General features: G+C 40.9%; 26 protein-coding genes. 17 read left to right on the top strand and 9 right to left on the bottom strand.

Translation table 11 applies throughout. The features are described 5' to 3' along the window. Window positions 1–71 precede the first annotated feature (71 nt). The 3 genes from DUT71_RS06920 to DUT71_RS06910 form a co-directional block, all read right to left on the bottom strand. A complete protein-coding gene (locus tag DUT71_RS06920) occupies window positions 72–956 on the bottom strand; it encodes a class I SAM-dependent methyltransferase (protein ID WP_113661810.1) in 885 nt (294 codons plus the stop codon). A 141-nt stretch (window positions 957–1,097) separates the two neighbouring features. Further along, window positions 1,098–1,850: an ABC transporter ATP-binding protein gene (locus DUT71_RS06915; RefSeq protein ID WP_113661809.1), complete on the bottom strand. Its 753-nt coding sequence runs from the start codon at window positions 1,848–1,850 to the stop codon at window positions 1,098–1,100. Then, the gene (locus DUT71_RS06910; protein ID WP_113661808.1) at window positions 1,847–2,581 is read right to left on the bottom strand and encodes an MlaE family ABC transporter permease; all 735 of its coding nucleotides are present in this window, start codon (window positions 2,579–2,581) and stop codon (window positions 1,847–1,849) included. Before DUT71_RS06910 ends, DUT71_RS06915 begins: the two co-directional genes overlap by 4 nt. A 137-nt stretch (window positions 2,582–2,718) precedes the next feature. On the opposite strand from DUT71_RS06910, the gene DUT71_RS06905 reads away from it, so the two are divergent. The 5 genes from DUT71_RS06905 (at window position 2,719) to ispG (ending at window position 7,972) form a co-directional block, all read left to right on the top strand. Next, a complete protein-coding gene (locus DUT71_RS06905) occupies window positions 2,719–3,408 on the top strand; it encodes an SDR family NAD(P)-dependent oxidoreductase (protein ID WP_113661807.1) in 690 nt (229 codons plus the stop codon). Between the two features lie 15 nt (window positions 3,409–3,423). Beyond that, window positions 3,424–4,086, top strand: coding sequence for a PspC domain-containing protein (locus DUT71_RS06900; protein ID WP_113661806.1), 663 nt, complete (start codon window positions 3,424–3,426; stop codon window positions 4,084–4,086). Window positions 4,087–4,115: 29 nt separating this feature from the next. Next, window positions 4,116–5,096: a LiaF transmembrane domain-containing protein gene (locus tag DUT71_RS06895; RefSeq protein WP_113661805.1), complete on the top strand. Its 981-nt coding sequence runs from the start codon at window positions 4,116–4,118 to the stop codon at window positions 5,094–5,096. Between the two features lie 146 nt (window positions 5,097–5,242). Then, window positions 5,243–5,842, top strand: a complete 600-nt coding sequence (locus tag DUT71_RS06890; RefSeq protein WP_113661804.1) for an RDD family protein — start codon at window positions 5,243–5,245, stop codon at window positions 5,840–5,842. A 180-nt stretch (window positions 5,843–6,022) separates the two neighbouring features. Continuing rightward, the gene (gene ispG, locus DUT71_RS06885; protein ID WP_113661803.1) at window positions 6,023–7,972 is read left to right on the top strand and encodes a (E)-4-hydroxy-3-methylbut-2-enyl-diphosphate synthase; all 1,950 of its coding nucleotides are present in this window, start codon (window positions 6,023–6,025) and stop codon (window positions 7,970–7,972) included. A gap of 123 nt (window positions 7,973–8,095) precedes the next feature. Here the strand turns inward: ispG and DUT71_RS06880 are convergent, their stop codons facing one another. Further along, window positions 8,096–8,404 (bottom strand): hypothetical protein, encoded by a 309-nt coding sequence (locus DUT71_RS06880; RefSeq protein WP_113661802.1) that lies wholly within the window; start codon window positions 8,402–8,404, stop codon window positions 8,096–8,098. 131 nt (window positions 8,405–8,535) lie between these two features. Further along, the gene (locus tag DUT71_RS20515) at window positions 8,536–8,661 is read right to left on the bottom strand and encodes a hypothetical protein (protein ID WP_262510614.1); all 126 of its coding nucleotides are present in this window, start codon (window positions 8,659–8,661) and stop codon (window positions 8,536–8,538) included. Window positions 8,662–8,840: 179 nt separating this feature from the next. Between DUT71_RS20515 and DUT71_RS06875 the strand changes: the two genes are divergently transcribed. Next, window positions 8,841–9,854: a sensor histidine kinase gene (locus DUT71_RS06875; protein ID WP_162795960.1), complete on the top strand. Its 1,014-nt coding sequence runs from the start codon at window positions 8,841–8,843 to the stop codon at window positions 9,852–9,854. A 4-nt stretch (window positions 9,855–9,858) separates the two neighbouring features. Then, complete coding sequence (locus tag DUT71_RS06870) at window positions 9,859–10,578, top strand: LytR/AlgR family response regulator transcription factor (protein WP_113661800.1); 720 nt, start codon at window positions 9,859–9,861, stop codon at window positions 10,576–10,578. Here DUT71_RS06870 and DUT71_RS06865 read toward each other — a convergent pair. Together DUT71_RS06865 and DUT71_RS06860 are read right to left on the bottom strand one after the other, a co-directional pair. Then, entirely contained in the window at window positions 10,575–10,997 is a 423-nt protein-coding gene (locus DUT71_RS06865) for a secondary thiamine-phosphate synthase enzyme YjbQ (protein WP_113661799.1), read from the bottom strand. The two genes, DUT71_RS06870 and DUT71_RS06865, sit on opposite strands and share 4 nt — an antisense overlap. 85 nt (window positions 10,998–11,082) lie before the next feature. Further along, window positions 11,083–11,910, bottom strand: a complete 828-nt coding sequence (locus tag DUT71_RS06860) for an alpha/beta hydrolase family protein (protein WP_113661798.1) — start codon at window positions 11,908–11,910, stop codon at window positions 11,083–11,085. Window positions 11,911–12,315: 405 nt separating this feature from the next. Between DUT71_RS06860 and hemA the strand changes: the two genes are divergently transcribed. The 10 genes from hemA to DUT71_RS06810 all read left to right on the top strand — a co-directional run bounded on the left by hemA (window position 12,316) and on the right by DUT71_RS06810 (window position 23,287). After that, window positions 12,316–13,542 carry a glutamyl-tRNA reductase gene (hemA, locus tag DUT71_RS06855; RefSeq protein WP_113661797.1) on the top strand — a complete coding sequence of 409 codons (1,227 nt, stop codon included), beginning with the start codon at window positions 12,316–12,318 and terminating at the stop codon, window positions 13,540–13,542. 147 nt (window positions 13,543–13,689) lie between these two features. Further along, complete coding sequence (gene hemC / locus DUT71_RS06850; protein WP_113661796.1) at window positions 13,690–15,270, top strand: hydroxymethylbilane synthase; 1,581 nt, start codon at window positions 13,690–13,692, stop codon at window positions 15,268–15,270. Between the two features lie 241 nt (window positions 15,271–15,511). Next, the gene (gene hemB / locus DUT71_RS06845; RefSeq protein ID WP_113661795.1) at window positions 15,512–16,480 is read left to right on the top strand and encodes a porphobilinogen synthase; all 969 of its coding nucleotides are present in this window, start codon (window positions 15,512–15,514) and stop codon (window positions 16,478–16,480) included. A gap of 77 nt (window positions 16,481–16,557) precedes the next feature. After that, entirely contained in the window at window positions 16,558–17,859 is a 1,302-nt protein-coding gene (hemL, locus tag DUT71_RS06840) for a glutamate-1-semialdehyde 2,1-aminomutase (RefSeq protein ID WP_113661794.1), read from the top strand. Window positions 17,860–18,311: 452 nt separating this feature from the next. Next, the gene (locus DUT71_RS06835) at window positions 18,312–19,178 is read left to right on the top strand and encodes a sensor histidine kinase (protein ID WP_113661793.1); all 867 of its coding nucleotides are present in this window, start codon (window positions 18,312–18,314) and stop codon (window positions 19,176–19,178) included. A 1-nt stretch (window position 19,179) separates the two neighbouring features. Further along, window positions 19,180–19,884, top strand: a complete 705-nt coding sequence (locus DUT71_RS06830; RefSeq protein ID WP_113661792.1) for a response regulator transcription factor — start codon at window positions 19,180–19,182, stop codon at window positions 19,882–19,884. Continuing rightward, entirely contained in the window at window positions 19,884–20,405 is a 522-nt protein-coding gene (locus DUT71_RS06825) for a tetratricopeptide repeat protein (protein WP_113661791.1), read from the top strand. Before DUT71_RS06830 ends, DUT71_RS06825 begins: the two co-directional genes overlap by 1 nt. A gap of 5 nt (window positions 20,406–20,410) precedes the next feature. Next, window positions 20,411–21,436 (top strand): uroporphyrinogen decarboxylase, encoded by a 1,026-nt coding sequence (gene hemE / locus DUT71_RS06820; protein ID WP_113661790.1) that lies wholly within the window; start codon window positions 20,411–20,413, stop codon window positions 21,434–21,436. A gap of 87 nt (window positions 21,437–21,523) precedes the next feature. Continuing rightward, complete coding sequence (locus DUT71_RS06815; RefSeq protein WP_113661789.1) at window positions 21,524–22,072, top strand: CopD family protein; 549 nt, start codon at window positions 21,524–21,526, stop codon at window positions 22,070–22,072. 81 nt (window positions 22,073–22,153) lie between these two features. After that, on the top strand, window positions 22,154–23,287 hold the full coding sequence (locus DUT71_RS06810) for a hypothetical protein (protein WP_162795959.1): 1,134 nt from the start codon (window positions 22,154–22,156) through the stop codon (window positions 23,285–23,287). 175 nt (window positions 23,288–23,462) lie between these two features. Here the strand turns inward: DUT71_RS06810 and DUT71_RS06805 are convergent, their stop codons facing one another. After that, window positions 23,463–24,542, bottom strand: coding sequence for an Ldh family oxidoreductase (locus DUT71_RS06805; protein ID WP_113661787.1), 1,080 nt, complete (start codon window positions 24,540–24,542; stop codon window positions 23,463–23,465). Window positions 24,543–24,627: 85 nt separating this feature from the next. Further along, the gene (gene bshC / locus DUT71_RS06800; protein ID WP_113661786.1) at window positions 24,628–26,214 is read right to left on the bottom strand and encodes a bacillithiol biosynthesis cysteine-adding enzyme BshC; all 1,587 of its coding nucleotides are present in this window, start codon (window positions 26,212–26,214) and stop codon (window positions 24,628–24,630) included. Window positions 26,215–26,354: the final 140 nt, after the last annotated feature.

Genomic DNA, 26,354 nt, shown 5'->3' with positions numbered 1-26,354 from the left:
GGGGGTATGGGGAGGTTTGGTCGCTGGATAAGAATAACCAGTTAACCAATTAAACAAATAACCAGTCTACGTTACGGATTAGTTCTAAACTTTCCAAATACACCCAAAGGCAATTTAATGCCAGAGGTAGCTTGTAAAAACAGTTCTCCGCATTCTAAGTTCTTTACCTGTGGGAATGAAGTCTTAATCAAGTTCTCTACAATTACCGAAGAAAAGCCCAATGAATAAGTATTCAAGATCAGGAAGTGCTCCTCAGGATCTAAAAGCTGTACCACATCTTGCATCATTTCCTGAATATGGTCTTCCAGTTTCCACTTTTCACCGTTAGGTCCATGGCCATAAGCAGGAGGATCTAAAATGATACCGTTGTATTTTTTACCACGCTTAAGTTCGCGTTTTACAAACTTCAAGGCATCTTCCACGACCCAACGAACATCTTTAAGGTTCGAAAGTTCTTGGTTTTCAGCAGCCCATGTTACTACTTGTCTAATCGAATCCACGTGGGTGGTATCGGCACCAGCCGCTTTGGCCACTAAAGATGCCGCACCAGTATAGGCAAATAAATTAAGTACTTTGGGGCTAGGCGTTTTAAACCTCTTGATAGAAGAAGAAATATAATCCCAGTTTACCGCTTGTTCAGGGAAAACACCTACGTGCTTAAAGGAAGTTAATCCCAAACGCAGGTTAATGCTGATCTCGTCGTTCTGATAATTTACGTTCCAACGATCAGGCGCATTTTTTTGATGCTTTAGCCAATCGCCACTTGTGGCAGAGCGGCCTCTAAAGGTAATATGCGCTCTTTTTTTCCATTCTTCTGGCGATAATACTTTTTTCCAAACTGCTTGAGGCTCAGGTCTTGAGAGCACTAAATTGCCAAAGCGTTCTAGTTTTTCAAAATCGCCGCAGTCAATCAGTTCGTAGTCTTTCCAGTGGGTAGGGTTAAGCAGTTGTATCATGTAACGGAATGGTTTTTTAAAGAGGTATTACAAACCCCTATACTTATGCCGCTAGCTATTCCCCAATTTTGGGAATAAGCCAAGCTTTCTATCAGTTCTCATTTAAGTTTGAAATGATAGCAGGAGGCAAAGATAAGCATTTTAAAATTTGTCTTTAGCGGCCTTCATGAAACGGCTGGCAAATACAAAATCGTTCAGTTCCGGGATATCGGTTTTGGCAATTTCCTTGTTAGAGCCTTCCCAAAACTTTTTGCCTTGGTGCAGGAACATGATATAATCGCCAATGCCCATTACCGAGTTCATATCGTGGGTAACCACTACCGTAGTGGTGTTATATTCTTCGGTAATTTCCTTGATCAGCTCATCAATTACAATGGACGTTTTAGGATCCAGACCAGAGTTTGGTTCATCGCAGAAAAGATATTTCGGGTTCATGGCAATGGCACGGGCAATGCCCACACGCTTTTTCATCCCGCCTGAAAGCTCCGCAGGGAAAAGTTTGTTCTTGCCTTCCAAATTTACGCGCTCTAAACAAAAATTAACACGGTCAAGTTTCTCGCTTCTAGATTGATCAGTAAACATGTTCAAAGGGAACATGATGTTTTCTTCTACCGTCATCGAGTCAAAAAGGGCCGAACCTTGGAAAAGCATGCCAATTTCCTTTCTAATTTCAATGCGTTCTTCGGTGTTTAGCTGCGTAAAATCCCTGCCATCATAGGTAACGCTACCTTTTTCAGGATGGTGCAGGCCAATCATACATTTAAGCAAGGTGGTTTTTCCGGAACCAGAACCACCAATGATCAAATTGGTAATGCCAGGTTCAAATTTGCCCGAAATTCCTTTTAAAACCTCGTTGTCGCCAAACGATTTATGGATGTCCTTAATCTCAATCATAACATTAAGCCAGTTACAAGGTAGTCACATGCTAAAATACTGATACAGCTTACCACAACGGCTCTGGTACTGGCTTGTGCCACTTCCAAAGCGCCACCTTTTACATAAAAACCTTCGTAGGCAGGTACCGAGGTAATGATAAAGCCAAAAACAAATGCTTTAACTAGGGCTACGGTGATGGTAAATGGATTAAAATCGGTAGTAATTCCCTGGATGTATTCTGTAGGAGAAACTGCACCAGATAAAGTACCGCCTAAATATCCGCCAGTGATACTCAATACCATAGAAATGATTACCAGCATAGGCACCATGGTAATTCCCGCTAAAATTTTAGGAAGGATCAGGTATCCGGGAGCGTTAATCCCCATAATTTCAAGGGCATCAATTTGTTCGGTTACTCTCATGGTACCGATTTCCGAAGAAATAGCCGAGCCAATTTTGCCCGCCAAAACAATGGCACTAATGGTTGGGCTAAGCTCCAGGATGGTAGAGTCGCGGTTTACGGAACCGATAATGGTTTTTGGAATAAAATCACTCACTAACTGGAAAGCGATTTGGAGGGTCATTACTGCACCAATAAAAGTGGAGATGATGCTGATTAGGCCCAGAGAACCTACGCCAATGAATTCCATCTGTTGAAAGATGGCTTTCATGTATATTTTCCATTTTTCAGGCCTTTTAAAAGCGGCTTTTAGCAGTAATATATATCGGCCAAAATTGGTAAAATTCATCTAATAAACAATTTGTTTAAGTTAACTCAATATTATACAAAGAAACAACAAAAATGTTCTGAGAGGACTTATTTATTGAAAAAATATTCTCGATTGAAATATTATTGCCTTTTTTGCAGGTATTAAAATAGAATTAGATGAAAGCAATTGTAACTGGCGCCACCAAAGGAATAGGCAAGGCTGTTGCTCTTGAATTGGCAAAAATTGGCTATGATGTTATCGCCTGTGCCCGTAACAACCAAGACTTACAGGATTTAACAAACGAATTGAGCAATTTTGGGGTTAAAGTATTGGCCATTAAGGCCGATATGAGCAAAAAGGAAGAAGTGTTTCAATTCATGGAAAAGGTTTTGGTGTTTGCACCCGAGGTACATATTCTGGTAAACAATGTAGGCATATTTAAACCCGGAAGTTTGCTGGATGAAGCTGATGAAACCTTCGAATTGCAACAGAATGTTAATATAAATGCGGCTTATTATTTGGGAAAATACATTGGTAAACAGATGCGTAGCCAAGGATTTGGGCACATTTTCAATATCTGCTCGGTAGCCGGTAAAACGCCTGTGGAAAATGCGGGGAGCTATAGTGTAACAAAAGCGGCGATGCTCAGTCTTAATGATGTATTGCGAAGCGAATTAGCACCGCACCAGGTGAAAGTAACGGCAATTATTCCGGGCTCAACTTACACCGCATCCTGGGAAGGTACCACATTGGATCAAAACAAGTTTGTACAACCTGAGGACGTAGCCAAAGCAATAGGCGCCATTTTACAGCTCAGTAATGGTGCAAATGTGGATGAACTGGTGCTAAAACCTTTGGACTTTTAGAAAGGAGAACAAAAAATGGAAAAGAAACTATATAGAAACGAACATGATAAGGCAGTAGCTGGAGTAGCATCTGGACTGGCAGATTATATGCAGATAGATGTAACCATTGTAAGGTTGCTGTTTGTGCTAACTACCATATTTTTGGCCGGTAGCGGTATCCTTGCGTATATTGTTCTATGGATTGTGGCGCCTGTAAATAATGATCCGGCGGTTAAGTTCAAGCAGTTTAAGGATTTTTATGATTACAATCCTCAGGGCGGTTCGGTGTTTAATACGCCAGAAGCTTTTGCCGACACCCCAAAGGAAGCAGCTCAAACCAAATGGAACACCCAAAATGCTGATGCCTTTAGCAAATTTGAAGCTCCGCAGAAAATGAAGAGCAATGATACAGGCAAAACTGTAGTAGGACTAATCTTGTTGGTGCTGGGGGTTTACTTTTTGTTGCGACAATTAGGCTTGGTGCCGCATTGGTTCAACATTTTCCACATCTATAAGCTTTGGCCTTTGGCAATCGTAGCTCTTGGTATTAGCCTTATTTTTAGAAACCAACGTAAAAACGAATGGGAAAGCTTTAAGAAAACTACCCAAGAAGCCCAACGTAAAACGGCACAGCCATCGGATGCGCCTACTCCAGCTGATGCAACAGACGAAAATAATCCAACCAATACCCAAGCATAATATTGGGAAATTACCTTAAACCAACTGAAATGAAATACGAAAGAATAATATGGGGCGTAGTGCTGCTTTTTGTAGGTGGCGTGCTCTTGCTCGATAACTTAAATGTGATAGAGTTTTACTGGAGAAACGTGTGGGGCTTTTGGCCAATATTCCTGATTATTGGTGGTGTTAACATGCTTTTGAACAGAAATGGTTCCCAAACAGGTAGCATTGTTTCCCTGGCAATCCTCATTATAACCTTGGCCTTTTTATTTGTTAGAGGGCAAGAAAAGCCTTATGGCCGCACTTGGCTAAATTTTTGGAAAGATAAGGATATTGAGGCGAACATCGACTGGGATGACCAGGATACCAGCCATGCCCAGTTTGAAGGAATGAAGTTTTCGGAATTTTATAACCCTGCAGATTCTGGGAAGAAAACAGTACTGAACCTATCTGGCGGTGGAACTTCCTTTAAATTGGATGAGGCTACCGACAGTCTGTTCGAAGCTAATGTAAACAGAAAAAGAGGCAATTTTTCATTAACCAAAACTACCACCGATAGCACAAATACCTTAACGTTTAAAATGAGCGATAAACGCAAGGGAAGAGATAAAAACAATTGGTCGTTTAATACTGGGGGCAACGAAGTTAATATTCGTTTAAATACACAGCCACTGTGGACCATGAACCTGTCAATGGGAGCTGGAGAGGTAGATTTTGACCTAGCCAGATATAAAGTAAGAGCAATCAACTTTGATGGCGGCGCCGCAGATGTGAAAATTAAAGTAGGCGATTTAGTTCCAATTACAGATGTACGTGTAAAAACAGGCGTAGCCAACGTTGAAATTAAAGTGCCGCAGGGTTCTGGTTGCCGAATAAAGGCCCATACAGGCTTGGCTTCAAAAGATTTTAAAGGCTTTGTTAAAAAAGATGACGGGTCATACGAAACACCTAACTATCAAACCGCTAAAAACAAAGTATTCATCTTCCTTGATGGAGGTTTAAGCAGCTTTGAAGTAGACACTTATTAAGTTGAAAGTTTAAAGTGAAAAGTTAAAAGGCCTGTATTGATCACAATCACTGCAGGCCTTTTTGATTTATCGATCTTATTAAAGTGAGATCTCAGTACTTTGCCGTTTTTAATTTTTAATTTTGACTTTTAACCTAACCCGATACATTGTACACGATAGTTGTAAACGGCAAACCACAAGGTCCATATACCTTGGAAGAACTAAAGCAGCTGAAGCTTTCGCCAGGTACTTTTGTTCGAAAACCAGGAATGGACGACTATAAAGAAGCCCATGAACTGGTAGAACTGAGAACGCTATTTGGCTTTGCTTTCCCGAAATTTACGCCGCAGTATTTCGCATCTTTCGACCAACGACTTATGGCTTGGGCCATCGATTATTTTCTGATTACGGTGATTTATGCCGTTTTGGTATTCGCTGGTTTTCTTCTTTTTGAGAGCCAAAAAGAGCGGATCATGATTTTGATCATTGGCGGTGCACTTATTCCACTCACCAAATTTGTGTACAGCGTGTTTGCCGATGCTTCTAAAACACAAGGTACCATAGGCAAAAAGCTAATGGACATTAAAGTAACAGATAGCCACGCTGCCAGAATTAGCATCGGCGTTTCGTTGCTTCGCAATGCGTCCAAAATTTTATCAAGTCTTAGCTTATGTTTGGGTTACATCTACTCCTTTATCGATAAAAAGCGCCGTTGTTTCCACGACATCATTGCCGAAACATTAGTAATCAAAGATAGATTGGTATAAAAATGATTAAATGATATAGTTTTGAATGAGTGAATGGGATATAGCCCAATTGACAACTTTTCAGCTTTTTAATTTTTGGTCGGCTTCCGACCCTCGAACGTATTACTTTTAACTTACAACCTATAACTTTTAACAATCCAACAATATAGCAATCCAACATTTCACCTATCTTTGTAGGCCATGCAAAAAGAAGCGATTATGTTAGCCGGCGGTTACTGCAATAGTTTAACCCAATATTCGAGATTTATTACTCGCGAAGTACAAATAGGGGATACGCCAATGGGTGCCCATCATCCTATCCGCATCCAATCAATGACAACCACCGACACCATGGATACCTTGGGTACCGTGGAGCAAACCATCAGAATGGTGGAAAGCGGTTGCGAGTATGTGCGTATTACCGCACCTAGCATTAAAGAGGCCGAAAACTTGGCCAATATCAAAAAGGAACTGCGTTTGCGTGGGTATAACGTTCCTTTGGTAGCCGATATACATTTTACCCCTAATGCTGCCGAGGTAGCCGCACGTGTTGTAGAAAAGGTAAGGGTAAATCCAGGCAACTATGCCGATAAAAAGAAATTCGAAAATATAGCATACACCGACACTGCCTACCAAGGAGAGTTGAACCGTATTTATGATAAATTTTCACCACTGGTGAAAATCTGTAAAGAATATGGGACAGCCATGCGCATTGGTACCAATCACGGCTCGCTTTCCGATAGGATCATGAGCCGCTACGGCGATACGCCACATGGAATGGTCGAGTCGGCCATGGAATTTATCCGCATTTGCGAAGACTTGAACTTTTACAATCTGGTTATTTCGATGAAGTCGAGCAATACGCAGGTAATGGTGCAGGCCTACCGTTTGTTGGTGCAAACCATGGTGGCCGAAGGCATGAACTATCCACTACATTTAGGGGTTACCGAAGCAGGGGATGGTGAAGATGGCCGCATCAAATCAGCCGTGGGTATTGGTACTTTACTGGCAGATGGCTTGGGCGATACCATCAGGGTTTCGCTAACAGAAGATCCCGAATTTGAAGCACCTGTAGCCAAAGCATTAGCAAATAGATACCTTCCCCGCCTCCTGAAGGAGGAGCTTCCTGCTAATTCCTCCTCGAGAGAACTAGGGGGCTATAGCCCTTTCCAACACAAACGTAGATTGACCGATGAAATTGAAAACCTTGGCGGGCATCAAGTGCCTAGGGTCATCATCAATCTGGAAAACGAAAACCTAAAGGATCCCGCGATCCTTAATGCGGTAGGATTTAATTATTCGGCTTTGCTGGATAAATATAACCTAACAGACCAAGCCTGTGATATGGTTTACCTTGGTAACCAATTGCCTTCATTTTCTTTCCCTGGCGGATTGAAACAGCTTTATAATTATGCTACTTGGTTGCAATTGGCTGATCAGCAAAACTGTCACCCTTTATTTAGTTTAACGGACTATCTAAATGCTGAGCAAAAAGACGCCAAGCTGAATTTCGTGGAAGTTTTGGCCGAAGAATTGGCCGTAGAGCAGTTAAAGGACTTGCAGCAAGTCGTGTTGGTTTTAACCACCAAAGCCGAAAATGCGATGCAAACACTTCGCCAAGCTTTTGTACAATTGCTAGCGGCTAACCTAAAACTTCCAGTAATTGTTGAACGGAATTTTGATGGGCTAAACTTGGAAGATTTCCAATTGTACAGCGCTACCGATTTAGGTGGTTTACTGATTGATGGATTTGGCGATGGGGTGTGGATTAACGCCAAAGATATTTCCCTTTCGGTAATCAACTCAACTTCTTTTGGGATTTTGCAAGCTACCCGCACACGGATCTCTAAAACAGAATATATCTCCTGTCCAAGCTGTGGCCGCACCTTGTTCGATTTGCAAGAAACTACGCAGGCCATCAGAGCAAGGACATCGCACCTCAAAGGAGTTAAAATTGGCATCATGGGCTGTATTGTAAACGGACCTGGCGAAATGGCAGATGCCGATTACGGTTATGTAGGTGCCGGAGCAGATAGGATTACGCTTTACCGCGGACAGGAAGTGGTAAAGAAAAACGTGAAAACTGCCGATGCCATTGATGAACTGATTGGCATTATCCGTGAGGATGGCAATTGGATAGAGAAAGAATAAAAAGAGGATGCCACCATTAAGTGTTGAATGGGTATTTTTAACGCTTAGCTAAACAATATCATTCCTAGTAGAACAGTTTAGGTTGGTTGGTTTTAATGCATCCTCCTTAAATCATTACGTTGCTTAAAGGCTCAACGCTACCAAGTTGTACTGGTTAATTTTGGTGTTTTTTTCTGCCAATTGAGCTAGTATTTCATTCAATTTCTTTTTCACTTTTTCTCTGCGTACGTTCAATTTTTTGCCTTCCACTACTTCCTCGTAAATCAATTCTTGCTTGGCGTTGTAAAATTTAACCGTAGATATTTTAGGGGTTTTTACGTTGCTTTCAATAACCCAGTTAGCAAAATCAGCCTTTGGTGTAGGTGCTAATTCCTGTGCTGATGCTGCTGTGGCAAACAACCAAAGCAAGGCATTAAGTGCTAAAATTTTCATGTGCGTTTATCGTTTAATGTAAATTGTTGACTAACAATATGAGTGTCGTCATTGCAAGGCACGAAGCAATCCTACAACAATCGCTAGGCAATAACTACCTCTATAAAATTGCTTTGTGCCTTGCAATGGCGCTATAACTCACGCTCGTTTACGATGGCCAAATTAGCAGCGGTTGTCAAAGAAATAAATAAGGTTGGCCATAAATAGGGTATGGCCTGATCAACAGCGCTCACGTAACGACCAAGGCTATACATCATTAGTATTTTTATGAATGCCCTGTTATTGGGGGTTGTTTGTAGGTAAAACGGCGTTGTTTGTCTTTTTTTTGGTTGAAGAACGCATAGGAAATGTAAATTTAGTCATGCAAATCATACAAGCCTATCTGGAGCAAAATAATAGAAAAGCAAGACTCGTATTGCATGTTTGTTTTTGGTGTATGATATGGCTAATCACAGCATTTGTGTATGGCTATGAGAAACAGAGCGTTTACATGGCCATGCTCAATAACCTCATGCTGTTGCCCGTGCACATGATCTATTTTTACACGGTAGCGTATGTCATTATCCCAAAATTTCTGTTAAAAAGGAAATATGTACAATTTGTGGTGGTGCTATCGCTGTTCGTGTTCATCATGCCTGGCATCACCAGGGCCTTCGATATTTTTTTGGTAGAGCCGCAGTTAAACGCCTATCTAAAAAGCCAGGGATACCATGATTGGCAAAAAGTTAAGGGAACCAGATGGGAACGTTTTTCCAACGTGGTATATTATCTTAATGCTTTTAAGGGCGCAAATTTGGTGGTTTGGCTTGCGGTTGCCATTAAGTTTTTCCTGTTTTGGTACCGTAGGCACCGTGCAGCCCTGCAAGCCGAGCTCCATTTGTTAAAAGCACAGATACATCCACATTTCCTGTTCAATACGCTCAATAATCTTTACGCACTTACCTTAAATGGTTCGCCTAAATCTCCCGAAATCGTGATGGGCTTATCAGAAATATTGAGGTACATGTTGTACGATTGCAATGTAGATAGCATAGCCCTAAAAAAAGATGTGGAAATGCTGGAAAACTTTATCACGCTGGAACGTATTCGTTACGAACAACGACTGGATTTTCATTTCATCAAAGAAGGAAATTTGGAGCAGGATCAGGTTGCGCCGCTGTTACTGTTGCCACTGGTTGAAAATGCTTTTAAGCACGGCGCTGGCGAAAAACTCGGACAAGCTTGGATCAATATTGAACTAACAGTGCAGCAAGGCCTTTTGAAATTCAAAATCAACAACAGCAAAGCTGAAGTATCCCGGGAAAAAAAACAGGGCAGTATAGGTTTGGAGAATGTGAAAAGGCGCTTGGAAATGATTTATCCCAATGCCTATGAGTTAAAAATATTTGATGAGGAAGATGTGTTTGCTGTAATTCTTAAAATCGATTTGAGTCAAAGGGTAAGTTTGTAATGCAATGAAAATAAAAACCATTATAGTTGACGATGAGCCGCATGCCATCGAGGTCATTGGCAGATACCTGGAAAGCTTTCCCGAAATAGAAGTGGTTGCCACCTGCAACAATGGGATTAGCGCCTTTCATACTTTGCAGCAAAAAAATATCGACCTGATGTTTTTGGATGTACAAATGCCCGGCATTACTGGAGTGGAACTATTGAAAAGCCTCAAAAACCCACCAAAAGTGATTTTTACCACTGCTCACAGCGAATATGCCGTAGAGGGTTTTGAACTTGATGCCATTGACTATTTGCTAAAGCCCGTTTCTTTTAATCGTTTTTTGAAAGCGATGGATAAAACTTTTAACCAATTGGACGAAACCAGGCAAAGGCTATTGGTGCCCGAAACCAGCCCATCTGCCGAAGTGAACAAATTCCTGTACCTAAAAGTTGAAAGGAAGACAGTAAAAGTAAATGTGAGGGATATTTACTGGATCGAAAGCATTAAGGATTATGTAAAGGTGATTTTAGCTGATAAAGTGCTGATCAGCAAACAAAAAATATCACTTCTGGAAGAACTACTGCCCGAAGACCAATTTTGCAGGATACATAAATCCTTTATCGTTAACACGCAAAAAGTAGAAAGCTATTATACTTATGCCGTTGAAGTGCTAGGCAAAGAGCTGCCCATAGGTAGAAACTACAAACAACAGGCCCTTAAATGCCTGCAAGTGGTTTAAATGCCCCAGGCACTAATCACGATATTTCTGCTGCCGCCGTGGTTGCGGTGTTCGCAAAGATAAATGCCCTGCCAGGTTCCCAAGTTCAAATGTCCCTGGGTAACGGGAATTAAAACCGAGACGCCCATTAGCGAAGATTTGATATGGGCGGGCATATCGTCATCTCCCTCATAGTCGTGCAAATACTCAGGGTCGCCTTCAGGAATCGCTTTGTTCATCCAGGTTTCAAAATCAGCCCTTACCGTCGGATCGGCATTTTCGTTGATGGTTAATGAAGCCGAGGTATGCTGTATAAATACCTGTAACATTCCAGCTTTAATGTTCCCTAATTCGGGAATAGCCTGCAAAATTTCTTCCGTTACCAAATGGAATCCTCTACTTCGGGCTCTTAAACGTGTTATTTTTTGAAAAAAATGCATCGAGTTAAATTTAGTGCATACAGCCAATATATAAGAAAGTGCCCAGTAGGAGAGCGATGAAATAGCGCTTTCTCATTTTACAAGGCTATAAAGAGATGCTGTTTAAAAACTTCAGGCTCTTTTCGCATACCTCAAACAATTGTGGTGGTAGGGTTTCTCCCGGGTAAGGGTGTAAGGCACCATAAACATGGTTAGCGCCTTCAATTTTCGCTAGCCTGCTCGCTGGATTAGCGTTGGCCAGTTTTTCGGCCGTAGCAAAAGGAACATTAACATCATCATCGCCCTGTACAATTAACCAAGGCACATTGATCTGCTTTGCGGCAGCCAAAATGTCTAATTTTTCTTTATTGCCTTCAAAATCTTCCAACAAAGTAACATTCAAAGGCATCTTTTCCTTGGTGCGGGCATTTACTACTTCAATTTTGCCTTTCTCTTTCCACTCTTTTTCCTGCTCTTTTTTCCATAAACTGCTAAAGTCGGCAATGGCACTCCAGGTAATTAACCCTTTCACATGAGGATTAGTAGCGGCTTGTATAATGCCCAATCCGCCACCGCGACTATGTCCAATTAAATAAACCTCATTCACCCCCAAATATTTCACTGCATGGTTAATCACAATGTCTACATCTAATAGCTCCTTGCTAAAAGTGTTCGATGCAAAAGCATCCAAATCAGTTACATCTGTTGGTTTTTCGGCAGTGACACCGCTGTGCGAAAGATTGAATTTAAGATAACGATAGCCATTTTGTACAAAAAAACGTGCAGTTAAATGATGTGCGCCCCAATCTTTAAAACCCTTAAACCCATGAATGAAAATGATAAGTGGAGTATTGGTGTTGTTCTCGTCGTAGGTTAAATCTCCAAATATGGGTTGTTCATTAGCTCCTATAAGCGAAAAAAGTTCATTGCGCATAGCGAAAGGTTTTAGTGTATTTCAAATATTGAGTTTCTATCCGTAATAACAAAATAAATGATGTTTTTGATTGTTGAAGTAGGAAATTCTACCTTTTAGGTAGAACGTTGAACCTTTTAGGTACGATGTTGAACCTTTTAGGTAGAATGTTGAACCTTCTAGGTAGGATGTTTGACCTTTTAGATTGAACGATGAACCCTTGAGGTGCAAGTTTCATCAATTCAACACTCTTTTTAGCCATTTCAGAATCGTTTTTAATTCGTTATAAAACTATTATGTTTAGGTTTATTTGGTTGTTTTATTATTTAAAACCTTTCTAAATTAGCCTAAATTACAGCATAATGACAGATAAGCCCAATTGCGTTATTACTTTTGTTGCGCTAAAATAACTAGGGGCTAACCATTTTGGAATATTTAAAGATTATTGCATTTACACATAAGCAAATTGACCTAAAATCATTAGGGAAATTGGTTATCTGTGAGCAAACGTTGGACGATAGGTTGAGGAATATCCAGTCTGAGCTGAGTATCAAAGAGATATTCTACGTTGGTACTTGTAATCGTGTAGAATTTGTTTTTACCGCTGCAGCCGAGTTAGACAAATCTTTTATTTCTAGGTTTTTGCATGTGTTGGATATGGGGCTTCCCGAAGAATACATGGAAAACTTCATCAACAACGTTTCTACTTACGAAAAAGAAGAAGCTTTTAACCACTTGCTGCGTACCTCGTGTTCCTTAGAAAGTTTAGTGGTTGGTGAAAAGGAAATTTTAGCCCAGGTGCGTAAAGCTTATGATGCTTGCCAAAAGGCGGGCTTTACAGGCGACTATATGCGCATGATCATGAACCGAGTGGTGAAAACTGCTAAAGAGGTTTATACACACACCAACATTTCAAGAAATCCGGTTTCGGTAGTTTCCCTAGCGTATAGAAAACTTCGCGAACTCAATATGTGTGGCAATTCTCGCTTGCTAATCATTGGTGCAGGCGAAACCAATAACAACATTGCCCAATATCTAAAAAAACACAAATACTCTAATTTTTCAGTATTCAACAGAACTTTAGAGAAAGCAGAAGCTTTGGCTAATGAGTTGAACGGCAAGGCCTATCCGCTAAGCGAGCTGGCTAATTACAAAGATGGTTTTGACGTAATCATTACCTGTACAGGTGCCACATCGCCTATTTTAACTACCGAAATTTATAGCAGTTTGCTGAACGGCGAAACAGGTAAAAAGGTGATTGTAGACCTGGCCGTTCCAAACGATACCGCTCTAGAAGTACGTGAAAATTTCCCCATCCACTACATCGAGGTGGAATCTTTAAAAGAGGTGGCCCGTAAAAATATCCAAGAGCGTTATGATGAACTGGTACATGCCGAACACATCATCGAGGAGAATATCAGGGAGTTTGAGTCGGTACTACGCCAACGCCGGGTGGAGTTGGCCATGAGCGAAGTTCCCAAAAAAATCAAGGAGATTAAGGAAAAAGCGGTAAATACCGTATTTGCTGAGGAAATCAATGCGCTTGACGACGAAGCTAAAGCCGTTTTAGAGCAGGTAATTAGCTATATGGAGAAAAAATACATTAGCGTACCTATGGTAATGGCCAAAGAAATTTTGGTTAAAAACAGCTAATCAGTCCGCAAAGTCGGAAAAGTTTAGAGATTTGATGATAGGACCTATATCGCATTGTCAAATAATCAGACAATCACATGATCAAATCTTCTCATTTTCAAATTATCACATCAAATTTCTTATTTTAGCGCAAAATCTTAATACAAAGTGAAGAAAGTAATTATCGGAACACGCGGTAGTGATTTGGCTCTTTGGCAAGCCAACTATACCAAAGATAGATTAGCCGGCATTGGCATTGAGGCGGAACTTAAAATCATTAAAACGCAGGGCGATAAAATCCTTAATCTTAGGCTTGATAAGTTAGAAGGAAAAGGTTTTTTCACTAAGGAATTGGAAGAAGAGCTCATCAATGGTACTATCGATATTGCCGTGCACTCGCATAAAGATTTGCCCACAACAAACCCTCCGGGGTTAATTATTGCAGCGGTGCCTGAACGGGAAGACCCAGCCGAGTTGCTTTTGATCTTAAAAGACTGTGTAGATGTAAGCCATAAACTTTCTTTGAAGAAAGGAGCTATGGTAGGCACATCCTCCAATCGTCGTAAGGCACAACTTTTAGCGCTAAGACCCGATTTGAACATCGAGGATTTGCGGGGCAATGTTCCAACCCGTATTCAAAAATTGCGTGATGAAGATTACGATGCGATTGTATTGGCCAGGGCCGGCGTAAATCGTTTGAATTTAGATTTGAGCGAATTCCACGTTGAGGTGATTGATCCTACGGAAATTGTCCCTGCGCCAGCCCAAGGCGCTTTAGCCATTCAAATTAGAGAAAATGATACCGAGCTTTTCAATGAGCTTCAAAAAATAAATGACCCCGAAACCGTAGAGACCATTGCCGTAGAACGTAAGGTGCTGAACCTTTTTGAAGGCGGTTGTCACATGCCTTTGGGCTGTTTCTGCAGAAAAGAAGATGGTGAGTTTGAAGTTTGGACTTCTAAGGCCGAGACCGATGAAGATTTTCCAGACAGATTGTTTTTGAGAGCCGCTTCCACTGAAGGTTTGGCGGAACAAATTGTAGCAAAATATGCTGCGGACAGAAAAATGCCCGCCAAGGTTTTCATCTCAAGAGAAGTTGGCGAGAACAGTTATTTCCGTAAAGCATTAGAAAAACAAAACATCGAAATAGATGGTCGCTCATTGATCCGTACGTTCCCCATTGTAAATGTATTAGATGATTTCTTCCTTAAAAATGCCGACTGGGTATTCTTCAGTAGCAGAAATGGGGTAGAATATTTCTTTAAGCTCAACCCAGTTTTGCCTAAAAAAGTAAAGTTTGGCGTAGTAGGCCGTGGTTCAGAAGACTCGTTGCGTAAATTTGGCCACCTGGCTGATTTTGTAGGTGAAGGTGGAGAAATAGAAGAGGTGGCGCAAGACTTTGCCAAAACAGCAGATGGACAAACCGTAGTTTTTCCTCGTGCACAGGATTCGTTGTTGACCATGCAAAAGTTTTTAACGCCTGAAACCAAGGTGATAGACCTACCTATTTATGAAACGGTGATGGAAGAAAATGTGGACGGCTCCTCGGCAGACGTGCTGATTTTTACCAGCCCAAGTAATGTGGATGCTTATTTCGTTGAAAACCTTTTGGAACCAGAGCAAAAAGTAATTGCCATTGGTAACTCTACGGGTAAAAAGTTTGACGAAATGGGCGTGAAATACGCTTTGCCTTATTCACCAGATGAAATTGGTTTAGCTGAGGCTGTTTTTGGCATCGAGGTGAAATAGATTTTCTTATTTGTTATCCTGAGCTTCCCAAATAATCTGGACAGTTGTCGAATGAAAATGAGCATTGTTCTTTTCACCATTCAGACGATAGGAGGAATCTCCTGAGGATGACTCTAATAGAATGTTAAACTAACGTAAAGACTTTACAAATGACAGAAACATCAGAATATAATGTTTCTGTCTTTGCATTTTTGTACTAATAAAATCTCAATACTAGATACTCATATCTAAAATACTGATTATGCTGCACAGACCACGTAGGCTAAGGAAAAATCCCATTGTAAGAGAAATGGTGGCCGAAACCAAGCTGTCGAAAGACATGTTTGTTTATCCTTATTTCGTAGTTCCGGGAAATAACGTAACCCATCCAATAGATGCCATGCCGGGCATCAGCCATTTTTCTACCGACACTTTAGTAAAAGATGTAGAGAAAGGTTTAAACCTAGGCGTTAACAAAATCATGTTGTTTGGTGTGGGCGATGAGAAAAGCGAAGACGCAAAATCTGCTTACGATCCCAATTCTTTGGTACCAGTGACGGTAAGAGAGTTGAAAAAGCAATTTGGTGATGACCTATATGTTGTTACCGATGTTTGTGTGTGTTCGTACACCAATCATGGCCACTGCGGCATTATGCACAATGACTACGTTCAAAATGATGCAACAGTTGAACTAATTGCTAAAATGGCCTTAAATCATTCGGAAGCAGGCGCAGATATGCTTGCCCCTTCGGATATGATGGATGGCAGGGTGGCGGCTATTCGTGAGAAATTAGATGGTGCTGGATTTGAAAACGTAGCGGTAATGAGCCATGCCACCAAGTTTGCTTCGGCTTATTACGGACCTTTTAGGGAAGCGGCAGATTGTGCACCAAACAAAGGCGATAGAAAAGCCTACCAAATGGATTTCCGGAACCCTGCAGAAGCGCTAAGGGAAGCTTTGCTAGATGAAGCCGAAGGTGCCGATGTGCTCATGGTAAAACCAGGTTTGGCTTATTTGGATGTGATTGCGAAGTTGAAGCAAAATACCAAATTGCCTATTGCGGTTTATAATGTTTCAGGCGAATACTCCATGATTAAGGCTGCTGCGGAAAAAGGCTGGATAGATGAACAAAAAGTAGTGATGGAAACCATGTATGCCTTTGCCCGAGCAGGAGCAAGTATCATTACCACTTACCACATTAGAGATATTGTAGAGAATAAATGGATGTAAAAGTAGTAAGTGGTAAGTTTTACTATTTGCACTTCCAAAAACGTATAACTTACCACTTACAACCTATAACTTAACAAATGCAAGATATATCAAGAGCCAAATCGGCAGAATTATACGAAAAATCGAAAACTTATTTCCCTGGAGGCGTAAATTCGCCGGTAAGAGCTTTTAAATCAGTTTATGGTACGCCATTGTTTATCCAAAAAGGTGATGGCCCCTACATTTGGGATGCGGACGGCAACCAGTTTATTGATTTTTGTGCCAGCTGGGGGCCTTTGATTTTGGGACATAACCATGCCAAAATTAGAGAGAAAGTAACTGAAGTGATGCAAAATGGCATGAGCTTTGGCGCACCTACCGCTTTGGAAAATGAACTGGCAGAGCTTATTATCAAGAACAATCGCTTTGTAGAGAAAATTCGTTTTACCAGTTCTGGAACAGAAGCGGTAATGTCGGCCATCCGTTTGGCCAGAGGTTACACACGCAGGAACAAAATCATCAAGTTTGAAGGTTGCTACCATGGTCACAGCGATTCGCTTTTGGTGAAAGCGGGCTCAGGCTTGGTCACTTTCGGGGAAACTTCTTCGGCAGGCGTTCCAAAGGCTTTTGCTGATGAAACCATTGTGATCGGCTTAAATGACAAACAAGCAGTAACCGAAGCTTTTGCGCAATTTAAAGATGATGTAGCTGCGGTGATTATTGAGGGGATCCCGGCAAATAATGGCTTATTGATCCAGGATAAAGATTACGTTCAGTTCCTGAGTGAAACCTGTACTGCTAATGGGGCTTTGTTGATTTTTGATGAAGTAATTACTGGCTTTAGGGTAGGTTTTGAAGGTGCTGCGGCTTATTATGGCATTAAGCCAGATATTGTAACCTATGGAAAAATCATTGGCGGTGGTTTGCCGGTAGGCATGTACGGTGCCTCTAACGAGATCATGGCACACATTTCTCCTGATGGTGGCGTTTACCAAGCGGGTACACTTTCGGGTAATCCTGTGGCTATGGCCGCAGGAATAGCGGCCTTAACCATTTTGAGTAGTGCCGGTTTTTATGATGAATTGAATGCCAAAGCACAGGCTTTTGTGAATGACTTGAAAGCACATATCGCCGCTAAAGGTTACGAATTGAAAATTTTTACGGTAGGCTCCATTTTTTGGTTTGCTTTTACCGATAAGGACCTTAAAACTGCCGAAGATATTGATCCGGCAAGTATGGAGAAATTTAAGGTGATGCACCGCGAATTATTGAACCGTGGCATTTACTTTGGCCCATCAGGTTATGAGGTTGGCTTTGTAAGTGCCGCACACACTAGCGTAGAGTTAGATAAAGCAAAACAGGCCATTTTTGAAGCTTTGGAAGTTGTTTTTGAGAAATAATTGGAACAAAGATAAAGGAGCAAAGATTAAAGATTTAGCTGGCTAATCGTCATTGCGATGAGGAACGAAGAAGCAATCTTAAAGCTTTTTGTAATGATATTGAAGATTGCTTCGCAAAGCTCGCAACGGCGTTAATAGGCGCTATGCTCACCCTTTTTAGGGGAGAACCGAAGCGTAGCGAGCTCATTGAGACCAAAATACAATAAATAGCTATCAATAGATGTCCAAAGGACAGAGAGGGGTTGTAAATTAAACCCGATTGAAGTGGAAATACTTTTTGTGGCTTTGACTGCTAGCAAACCTCACAGGTTTTTAAAACCTGCGAGGTTTGTTCACTAACGATCACAAAAAGATTGTAACGGAAAGCGGGACTGTAGGAGCCGAAGGATTACAGGAACTGCTTTTCAAATAATAATAGTTAAATTTAAGTCCTGAGTTAGGGGATTATAGGTATGAAAAAATCCATTATCATATTTTACATTTTGTTGTTCTACGCCTTGGGGCAGCTCATTAGTTGGGGCATGTTGGTGGTGAAGATTGATCCTAGCCGTATGCCGATGATCATGGGCGAGGGCGCTGTGTTTTTGTTTTTGCTGGGAATTGGTGCTTATTTCATCCATGCTTCCATTAAAAAGGAAGATAAATTGCATGAAAACCAACAGAATTTTCTGCTTTCGGTTACCCACGAGTTAAAAAGTCCCCTTGCGGCCATTAAACTTTCGCTGCAAACCATTGTGCGCAGGGAGTTGGATAAAGAACAACGTACGGTTTTGATCAAAAACTCATTGAAAGATGTAGAGCGTTTAGATGATTTGGTGGAGAACATGCTGTTGGCTACCAAAATTGAGAGTAAAACCTACTCTTTTCCTAAAGAGAAGTTTGATTTTTCGGAATTGGTGACAAGAATTGCGGACCGTTTGCAGGTGCATTCGTGTGGTTGTGAGCAAATTATTTCTACGGATATACAAGATGGTGTGGTAATTGAAGGCGACCAGTTTGCCTTATCATCGGTAGTAAACAACCTGGTGGAGAATGCCGTTAAATATTCAGGCCCTTGTGCCGAAATTACAGTAAAGCTGTGCCAAAATGACGGAAAGCCGAAATTAGTGGTTTCAGACAAGGGATTGGGCATTCCGGACAGTGAAAAGATGCATATTTTTGATAAATTTTACCGTGTGGGCGATGAAAATGTGCGTAAAAGTAAGGGTACAGGACTTGGCTTGTTTATTGTTAAGGAAGTATTACAAAACCACGACGCTGACATCAGCGTTAAAGATAACGTACCTCACGGTGCAATTTTTGAAGTAACATTTAACTAATATGTCACAAAAATTAAGAGTACTACTGGTTGAAGACGAAGATCACTTGTTGGATGCCATCAAATTAAACCTCGAACTTGAAGGTTATAAAGTTCACGCTGTTAAAGACGGTAAAACTGCCTTGAAAGTATTTAAAGAAGAACGCTTTAACTTGGTTGTTTTAGACGTGATGTTGCCGGAAATGGATGGTTTTCAGGTTTGTGAAACGATCCGTTTGGAGAATACTGAAGTGCCCATTCTTTTCCTTACCGCTAAAAATACCAGCGAAGACAGGGTAATGGGACTTAAAAAAGGAGCTGATGATTATTTGGTAAAACCTTTTAACTTGGAAGAGCTGATTTTAAGGGTAGGAATTTTGGTGAAACGTAGCCTAAAACCAGACGATTTAAAAGAACTTAACTCTTACAAAATTGGGGATAAAACTATTTATTTTAACTCCTTTGAACTGAAACAGGACGATGGTACGGTGGTGCCGTTAACCAAAAAGGAAACCATGCTGCTGAAACTTTTGATTGAGCGCAAAAACGAAGCCGTTTCTCGCGAGCAGATTTTGGAAACGGTTTGGAACTACGATGTTTATCCTTCTACCAGGACCATCGATAACTTTATCCTTACTTTCCGTAAATATTTTGAGCCTGATCAAAAAAATCCAATCTATTTCCATTCTATTAGAGGGGTAGGTTATAAATTTACCGATACGCACTAATGTACAATAAACTGGGTAGGTATGTGCTGATGGGCATTTTTGTGCTCTCGGCATTAGTAAGTTTATATTATCAGCAGTATCAGCTGGCCGCAATTTCGGGCCTGCTTTTCTGTTTTATACTATGGAGCCATTTTAAGCACAGTTCAGTGCTTTTAGCTTCTAAATATTTCAAAAATTCTGAATACGATAGGGCAGAGAAAGTTTTGAACGAGGTGGCCAATCCCGATCGGTTGGCTAAGAACAGGAGAGGCTTTTACGAATTTATGCGTGCCAATATCGCCCTGAAAAGGGAGGATTATGAGCAGGCTGAGTTTCATTTTCAGGTGGCCAGCCGTTTCCCTTTAGGTGGTAAAAATGATAAAGCTTATGTTTTAATTCATTTGGCTAACTTAGCGCTCCGAAAAAAAGAAGGGGAAAGAGCTTTGGCTTATGTTGAAAAGGCAAAAGAGCTGGCTACATCCTCAAGAGCTTTAGAAATTATTACAAATATTGAGAAAGAGGCCAAGAAACTGGCAAATTAAAAAACATGGAGAACAATTTATTTTTAGACGCAGCATTTTCAAAACAAACTGAACGACCACCCGTGTGGATGATGAGGCAGGCAGGCCGTTTTATGCCACAATACTGGGAAATCAAAAACAAGTACTCTTTTTTAGAGATGTGCAAAACCCCGGAAATTGCGGCTGATGTAACCATGTTGCCTGTGGATTTGTTGGGGATTGATGCGGCCATTTTGTTCTCTGATATTTTGGTAACCGGCGAAGCCATGGGCGGTGATTTGAGCTTTACCCAGGGCGTGGGACCTAAGTTTGCCAACCCCGTGCGTACCGAAGCTGATATTGATGCTTTGGCTACGGATTGCCTGGATAAATTGCAATATGTGGCTGATGCGATCAAAGTAATTCAGCAACGTTTAAATGGCAGTATTCCGTTAATTGGTTTTGCGGGTGCTCCTTTTACGGTAATGAGCTATTTGGTAGAAGGCGGTTCTTCTAAAGATTTTAAATTGACCAAATTGCTGATTCATAACCGCCCTGAGTTGGCCCATAAGCTGTTAGCCAAAATTGCAAAGGTAACTATCGATTATTTGAACTTGCAGATTGAGGCTGGCGTAAATGCCCTTCAATTGTTTGATAGCTGGGCCCTGGCCTTGTCGTGGAACGATTATCAGGAGTTTTCGCACCAATATAACGCACAAATTATTGCAGGTTTAAATAGAACAAATATTCCGGTAATTTCTTTCTGTAAAGGGAGTTCGGTTTTTGCGCCAATCATGGCCGAGGCAAAACCTGATGTAGTTTCGATTGACTGGAACGCTGATTTGCTGAACATCAAAAAAGCATTGCCTGCTGGCATTGCCGTACAAGGAAATTTGGATCCTCATATTTTGTATGCAGATCAGCCCGTAATTAAAGCACAAATACACAAGTTGTTTGAGCGTATGCGTGGCGAAAATGGTTTCATCTTTAACCTTGGCCACGGCATTATGCCTGATATTCCTTTCGATAATGTAAAATATGCGATCGAAGTGGTGAAAGCGTTTAAGTATTAACTGATTTTCCGTCACCCTGAATTTATTTCAGGGTCTTTTTTTATGTTACAGATGCTGAAATAAATTCAGCATGACGATAAAGTTAAAATGGCAGAATATTATCAATATTTTAAGGCAGTTCACATCGTATTTGTGATTAGCTGGATGGCGGGGCTGTTCTATCTACTCAGCTTGTTTATTTATCATACAGAGGCGAACGATAAGGCTGAGCCTGAAAAAAGTGTGCTGAAGAAACAATTCACTAAAATGGAAGCTACACTATGGAAGATCATTTGCCAACCCGCAATGCTGATCTCTTTAGTGGCCGGATTGTGTATGCTCCATATCAATAGCGGCTTATTACAAATGGACTGGATGTGGGTAAAGCTGGGCTTTGTAGTGGGCTTGCTCATTTACCATTTTATTTGCGGAAGGATCATCGTTGGTTTAAGAAACGACCGATATCGTTGGAGTAGTTTTCAATTGCGTTTATGGCGTGAGCTGGCGACTATTTTTATGATTGCGATCGTATTTGTCGTGATCCTTAAAAGTGCGTTAGATTGGGTTTATGGTTTAATTGGGATCATGGGGGTTGCACTCTTGATCATGATTGCCGTAAAACTTTACAAGAAATCTCGAGAAAAAAAGGGAGAGTAACCTTTCGTCATTTTGAGGAACGAGAAATCTAACGTGAGATTCTTCGCTTCGCTCTGAATGACAGCAGCAAAAAACTTAAAAATGAAAAAACATTTACTGGTTATCTTTTTATTGGCTTTAGTGCATTCAGCCCAGGCCCAGTTGAACAACAACTATCTTTACAACCGTATCCGTCCGGCAGATAGTTTGGCTAATGAGCTGCACCTTAATTTCTATAATTTCAATTACGTTAGAAATTATGAATACTCGAATAAATTCCACGATGGTTATACACTTTACGGTACGCAGTTAGAGCCGCAATTGGTTTATTATGCGCATCCAAATTTGGCCATTACCGCCGGCGCTTATTTACGTAAGGATTTTGGAAACGAAAGAGGATTGTTTGATGCAAAGCCTTTATTTAACGTAAAATACAGCAAAAATGATTTGACCTTGGTTTTTGGTAGTTTAGAAGGTAACATCCAACATCATTACATTGAACCTTTGTACAATTTTGAAGGTAAAATTGACAGGCCTATCGAGTATGGAACACAGTTGTTGATAGACAAGGATAAATTTAATTTGGACGCTTGGATTGCATGGCAGAAAATGATTTACCCTGGAGATGCAGCGAAAGAACAAATCGTTGGTGGTTTTACGGCTGATATTGCTGTAATCAAAAACGAGGATTGGAAGTTGACCATTCCGGCCCAATCGTTATTTTATCATGCTGGCGGACAAATCGATGTGCTTAAGGAAATTCCCATCACTACGCTGTTTAATGGTGCCACAGGATTTACGTTAAGTAAAAACATAGGTTATCACGTAAGGCAAGTATATACGCAAAACTACGTAGCGGCTTATAAAGATTTTTCACCTACCAAAGTGAGGGCTTATCAGGGTGGATTTGGCCTATGGTTAAACGCAGGGATTGATACCCGCTGGGGTAATTTAGTAGCGTCTTATTGGAAAGGAAATAAGTTCATCAGCATTAGGGGAATGCCCTTGTACCAATCCGTGTCCGCAACCATGAATGATGCAGGCTACACACAAAACCATCGAAATATTTTGATGCTGAGGTACATCTATCAAAAAGAATTATTGCCAAATCTCTACCTCGACGTACGCTTTGAACCTCATTTCGATTTGGATAGATCAGAAAAACAGTTACAGTTTAACCACTCGTTTTTCCTTACTTATAAAGAAAGCTTCAGGCTGTTTAAAGTGAAGAAATAGCGTTAAGCTGAGTGTCGACTAACTTATCGGTAATTAGGCTATAAAAAACTGATGCTGAACTAAATTTGCTTCGCAGCTACTTCGTGGTCAGCATGACGGAGTGCTGAATTAGCGTCACCCCGACTTGTAGCACAGCGGAAGCTATGGATAAATTTATTTCAGACTGAACTCGGGTTTAAAGCTTTGCTACACCAATTTTTTCTGCTAAACTATTCAGGTCGTTCACTACTACATCAATAAGCGGAATGCCGGCATTTTTACGCTCGTTCTCAAACTGATATTCTGGTTCGCCTGGTATAATGACCTTTTTGTTTTCGTCAATGGTTTTAGCGCCTTTAAAACGCTCAATCCAATTGTCCAAATGGTCTTTAAAGTCTTGTGCTGGTCTGAAACCATCTACACGCATAGCACCTAGGAAATGGCCAATTCCTTCGCCAACAGGATTGGGATCGGGCTCTAAAAAGGCTACGAATGGGGGTACCCAGGGGCCGTAATTTGCACCTGATAATACTGCCGAAAGAATATCAACCGTAGCTCCCAACCCATAACCTTTATGGCTACCGTGGTCTTTATCGCTACCTAGCGGAAGTAAAGAACCACCGGCTTTTAACTCATTAGGATTGATCGATTGACGCCCATCTTTATCTTGCACCCAACCATCGGGAATATTATTGTTGGCACGTTGAGCAATTTCCAATTTTCCGTTAGCGGCCGCCGCCGTGGCCATATCTACCACTACTGCTGGATATTTGCCCGCCGGAAAAGCGTAGCACATTGGGTTGGTGCCTAGCAAACGTTCGTTGGCATAAGTAGGGGCAACTAGCGGACTGGCATTGGTCATGCTAATGCCAATCATCTCTTTTTCTACAGCCATTAAGGCGTGGTAGCCAGCAATCCCAAAATGATTAGAATTTTTGACAGAAACCCATCCGCTACCATATTTTTCGGCTTTTTCTATTGCTACTTTCATGGCAAATGGTGCCACCACCAACCCTAGGCCCGCATCACCGTCAACGGTGGCCGTAGTTGGTGTTTCGTGTACAATCCTGATATTCGGGGTAGCATTAATCCTGTTCTTTTCCCAAAGGCGATAATAACCACTTAATCTGGCCACACCGTGCGAGTCTATTCCCCTTAAATCCGAACGTACCAAAACATCGGTTGCTAAATTGGCATGCTCATCAGAACAGCCCATTTTTTTAAATACGGCAAAGGTGAAGGTTCGTAATTTTTCTTCGGTGAAAGTGAGGAACATTGTTAAATTGTTGTAGGGTTAAATTGTTGTAAGGTTGAAATGTTTTAATGATTCACTCATTCAGTCATTTAAAATTCAATCATTTTTACGGAAGGATCAACGTGAAATCTCCTCCTAAAGGCTCAAAATTTTCAATTAAGGTAGCAATAAAATCATCGCCATAATTGACATACATGGGTGCAAGATTAAGTACTCTTTCTTGTAAAGTTCCGTTAGGGAACAACCTTTTTTTGACGTTTTCTATTTGTGTAATGGATACTTCGTGATTTCTTTTTTCAGCCTTGAAAAACTTTTTCTCTAACTTGTCCAAAAGCTTTTCTGTTTTGGCAAGTACCGCATCGGCAGATACCTCTAAAGTTTTGTCAATTTTGAAGGCATTTAGCTTGATTTTGTCGAATGCAGCCCTTACAGTTGCCCTTTCATCGCTTAAGCTCATATTGGCATCGCTATTTGCCCTGATCCATTTTTCCTGTAATGCCTGCGTGGACAGGAAAATGTCTTCGAAGTTGAAGCCCAATTTATTCAGATTGTTAAAACTTCTTTGATCTACTACCAAGGCTGAATTTCTTAATAAAAGCACCGGGAAGTTAAGCTTGTAAAAATCAAAATTAGCTTTTAATTGCATCCAATAAGAAACCTCGGCACCGCCGCCAATATAGGCAATGTTGGGTAAAATTACTTCTTGGTACATTGGCCTCATGATTACATTGGGGCTAAACCTTTCAGGATGTTGGTTGATCTCGGCAATGATTTCTTCTTCGGTAAATTTAATGTCGGTGTGGTTCACCACATACGTTTCATCTTCTTTGATGATGCGTTCTCTTAAATCATCTTTTAGGTAAAAGAAGTTGATATCTCGGCCATTAACCTGAGTTTTATAGCCTTGTTTTTCTAATGCTTGGCTTGTTTCTTCCGTAAGCTTAGCGCTGTTTTGCTGGGTAATATCCTGTTGAATGATGTTGGCAAATTGCGCTTTTAGCTGTGCATCATCTGCATTCATGATCACCAACCCATATTGTTCAAAAAGGCTGTTGACCAACACTCTTGTTGCATCTGCCAAGTTATCATTTTCGAGATAAGCTTGCTCTACCAATTTGGCCAACTTTTTGCCATTTTTACTGATCCCCAAATAACCTTTGTAAGCTTGTACGGCAGCAGCCACGGTTTTGGTACTTAGCCTTCCCGTAGCGCCATTGGTTTGTTGGATCCAGCTGATGTTTTTTTCATCTACATTTACATGGTTGATTTCTTCAAAATCATGATCTTCTGTAGCCATCCAATAAACGGGCACAAAATTTTTCTCCGGGTATGCAATTTTAAGCTCCAAAGCCAGGTTAATGGTGGTTACAATTTTGTAGATGAAGTAAAGTGGCCCCGTAAACAGATTGAGTTGATGACCCGTAGTTACCGTGTACGTATTTTGGTTGCGTAGTAATTCGATATTATGGCTAACTGCTTTATTAACCTTAATCTGTTGATACTGTTGTTGCAGCACTTGAACTAAAATCTTTCTATCTCCAATAAATTGGTGATGGTCTACTGCTTTTTTCAGCCCATCCATATCTGGTCTGTAACCGTAGAAAGATTTTAGGAACTCCACATCATTCACATAGTCTAAAACTAAGTTCGAAAAGGAGTGGGTGTCCTGATAAGAAATGTATTTAGCCTTCACATTTCGAAATTAAATTAAATTTTGAAACAAGTGTAGCTGATAGAATTATTTTACATGGAGATTAATAAAAGACCCAGTTCCTGCGGGATCTAAGAACGAGTTTTATGCAGTTGCGCCAAAAATGGCCTTAAATGAAAAAG

The sequence above is a fragment of the Pedobacter nanyangensis genome (assembly GCF_003313505.1).
In the GTDB taxonomy this organism is placed as follows: domain Bacteria; phylum Bacteroidota; class Bacteroidia; order Sphingobacteriales; family Sphingobacteriaceae; genus Pedobacter; species Pedobacter nanyangensis.
Note: the sequence above shows the minus strand (reverse complement) of the source record. Positions and strands in the feature narration are given on the sequence as shown.

Coding starts and splice junctions, on each gene's coding strand:
- DUT71_RS20515 (WP_262510614.1), bottom strand. CDS start 8,661: ATGATGTATAGCCTTGGTCGTTACGTGAGCGCTGTTGATCAGGCCATA.
- DUT71_RS06880 (WP_113661802.1), bottom strand. CDS start 8,404: ATGAAAATTTTAGCACTTAATGCCTTGCTTTGGTTGTTTGCCACAGCA.
- DUT71_RS06810 (WP_162795959.1), top strand. CDS start 22,154: ATGAAAAAACATTTACTGGTTATCTTTTTATTGGCTTTAGTGCATTCA.
- ispG (WP_113661803.1), top strand. CDS start 6,023: ATGCAAAAAGAAGCGATTATGTTAGCCGGCGGTTACTGCAATAGTTTA.
- DUT71_RS06825 (WP_113661791.1), top strand. CDS start 19,884: ATGTACAATAAACTGGGTAGGTATGTGCTGATGGGCATTTTTGTGCTC.
- DUT71_RS06900 (WP_113661806.1), top strand. CDS start 3,424: ATGGAAAAGAAACTATATAGAAACGAACATGATAAGGCAGTAGCTGGA.
- DUT71_RS06910 (WP_113661808.1), bottom strand. CDS start 2,581: ATGAATTTTACCAATTTTGGCCGATATATATTACTGCTAAAAGCCGCT.
- DUT71_RS06895 (WP_113661805.1), top strand. CDS start 4,116: ATGAAATACGAAAGAATAATATGGGGCGTAGTGCTGCTTTTTGTAGGT.
- hemL (WP_113661794.1), top strand. CDS start 16,558: ATGCAAGATATATCAAGAGCCAAATCGGCAGAATTATACGAAAAATCG.
- DUT71_RS06860 (WP_113661798.1), bottom strand. CDS start 11,910: ATGCGCAATGAACTTTTTTCGCTTATAGGAGCTAATGAACAACCCATA.
- DUT71_RS06915 (WP_113661809.1), bottom strand. CDS start 1,850: ATGATTGAGATTAAGGACATCCATAAATCGTTTGGCGACAACGAGGTT.
- DUT71_RS06920 (WP_113661810.1), bottom strand. CDS start 956: ATGATACAACTGCTTAACCCTACCCACTGGAAAGACTACGAACTGATT.
- DUT71_RS06905 (WP_113661807.1), top strand. CDS start 2,719: ATGAAAGCAATTGTAACTGGCGCCACCAAAGGAATAGGCAAGGCTGTT.
- hemE (WP_113661790.1), top strand. CDS start 20,411: ATGGAGAACAATTTATTTTTAGACGCAGCATTTTCAAAACAAACTGAA.
- DUT71_RS06835 (WP_113661793.1), top strand. CDS start 18,312: ATGAAAAAATCCATTATCATATTTTACATTTTGTTGTTCTACGCCTTG.
- DUT71_RS06815 (WP_113661789.1), top strand. CDS start 21,524: ATGGCAGAATATTATCAATATTTTAAGGCAGTTCACATCGTATTTGTG.
- DUT71_RS06805 (WP_113661787.1), bottom strand. CDS start 24,542: ATGTTCCTCACTTTCACCGAAGAAAAATTACGAACCTTCACCTTTGCC.
- hemB (WP_113661795.1), top strand. CDS start 15,512: ATGCTGCACAGACCACGTAGGCTAAGGAAAAATCCCATTGTAAGAGAA.
- DUT71_RS06830 (WP_113661792.1), top strand. CDS start 19,180: ATGTCACAAAAATTAAGAGTACTACTGGTTGAAGACGAAGATCACTTG.
- DUT71_RS06865 (WP_113661799.1), bottom strand. CDS start 10,997: ATGCATTTTTTTCAAAAAATAACACGTTTAAGAGCCCGAAGTAGAGGA.
- DUT71_RS06875 (WP_162795960.1), top strand. CDS start 8,841: ATGATATGGCTAATCACAGCATTTGTGTATGGCTATGAGAAACAGAGC.
- DUT71_RS06870 (WP_113661800.1), top strand. CDS start 9,859: ATGAAAATAAAAACCATTATAGTTGACGATGAGCCGCATGCCATCGAG.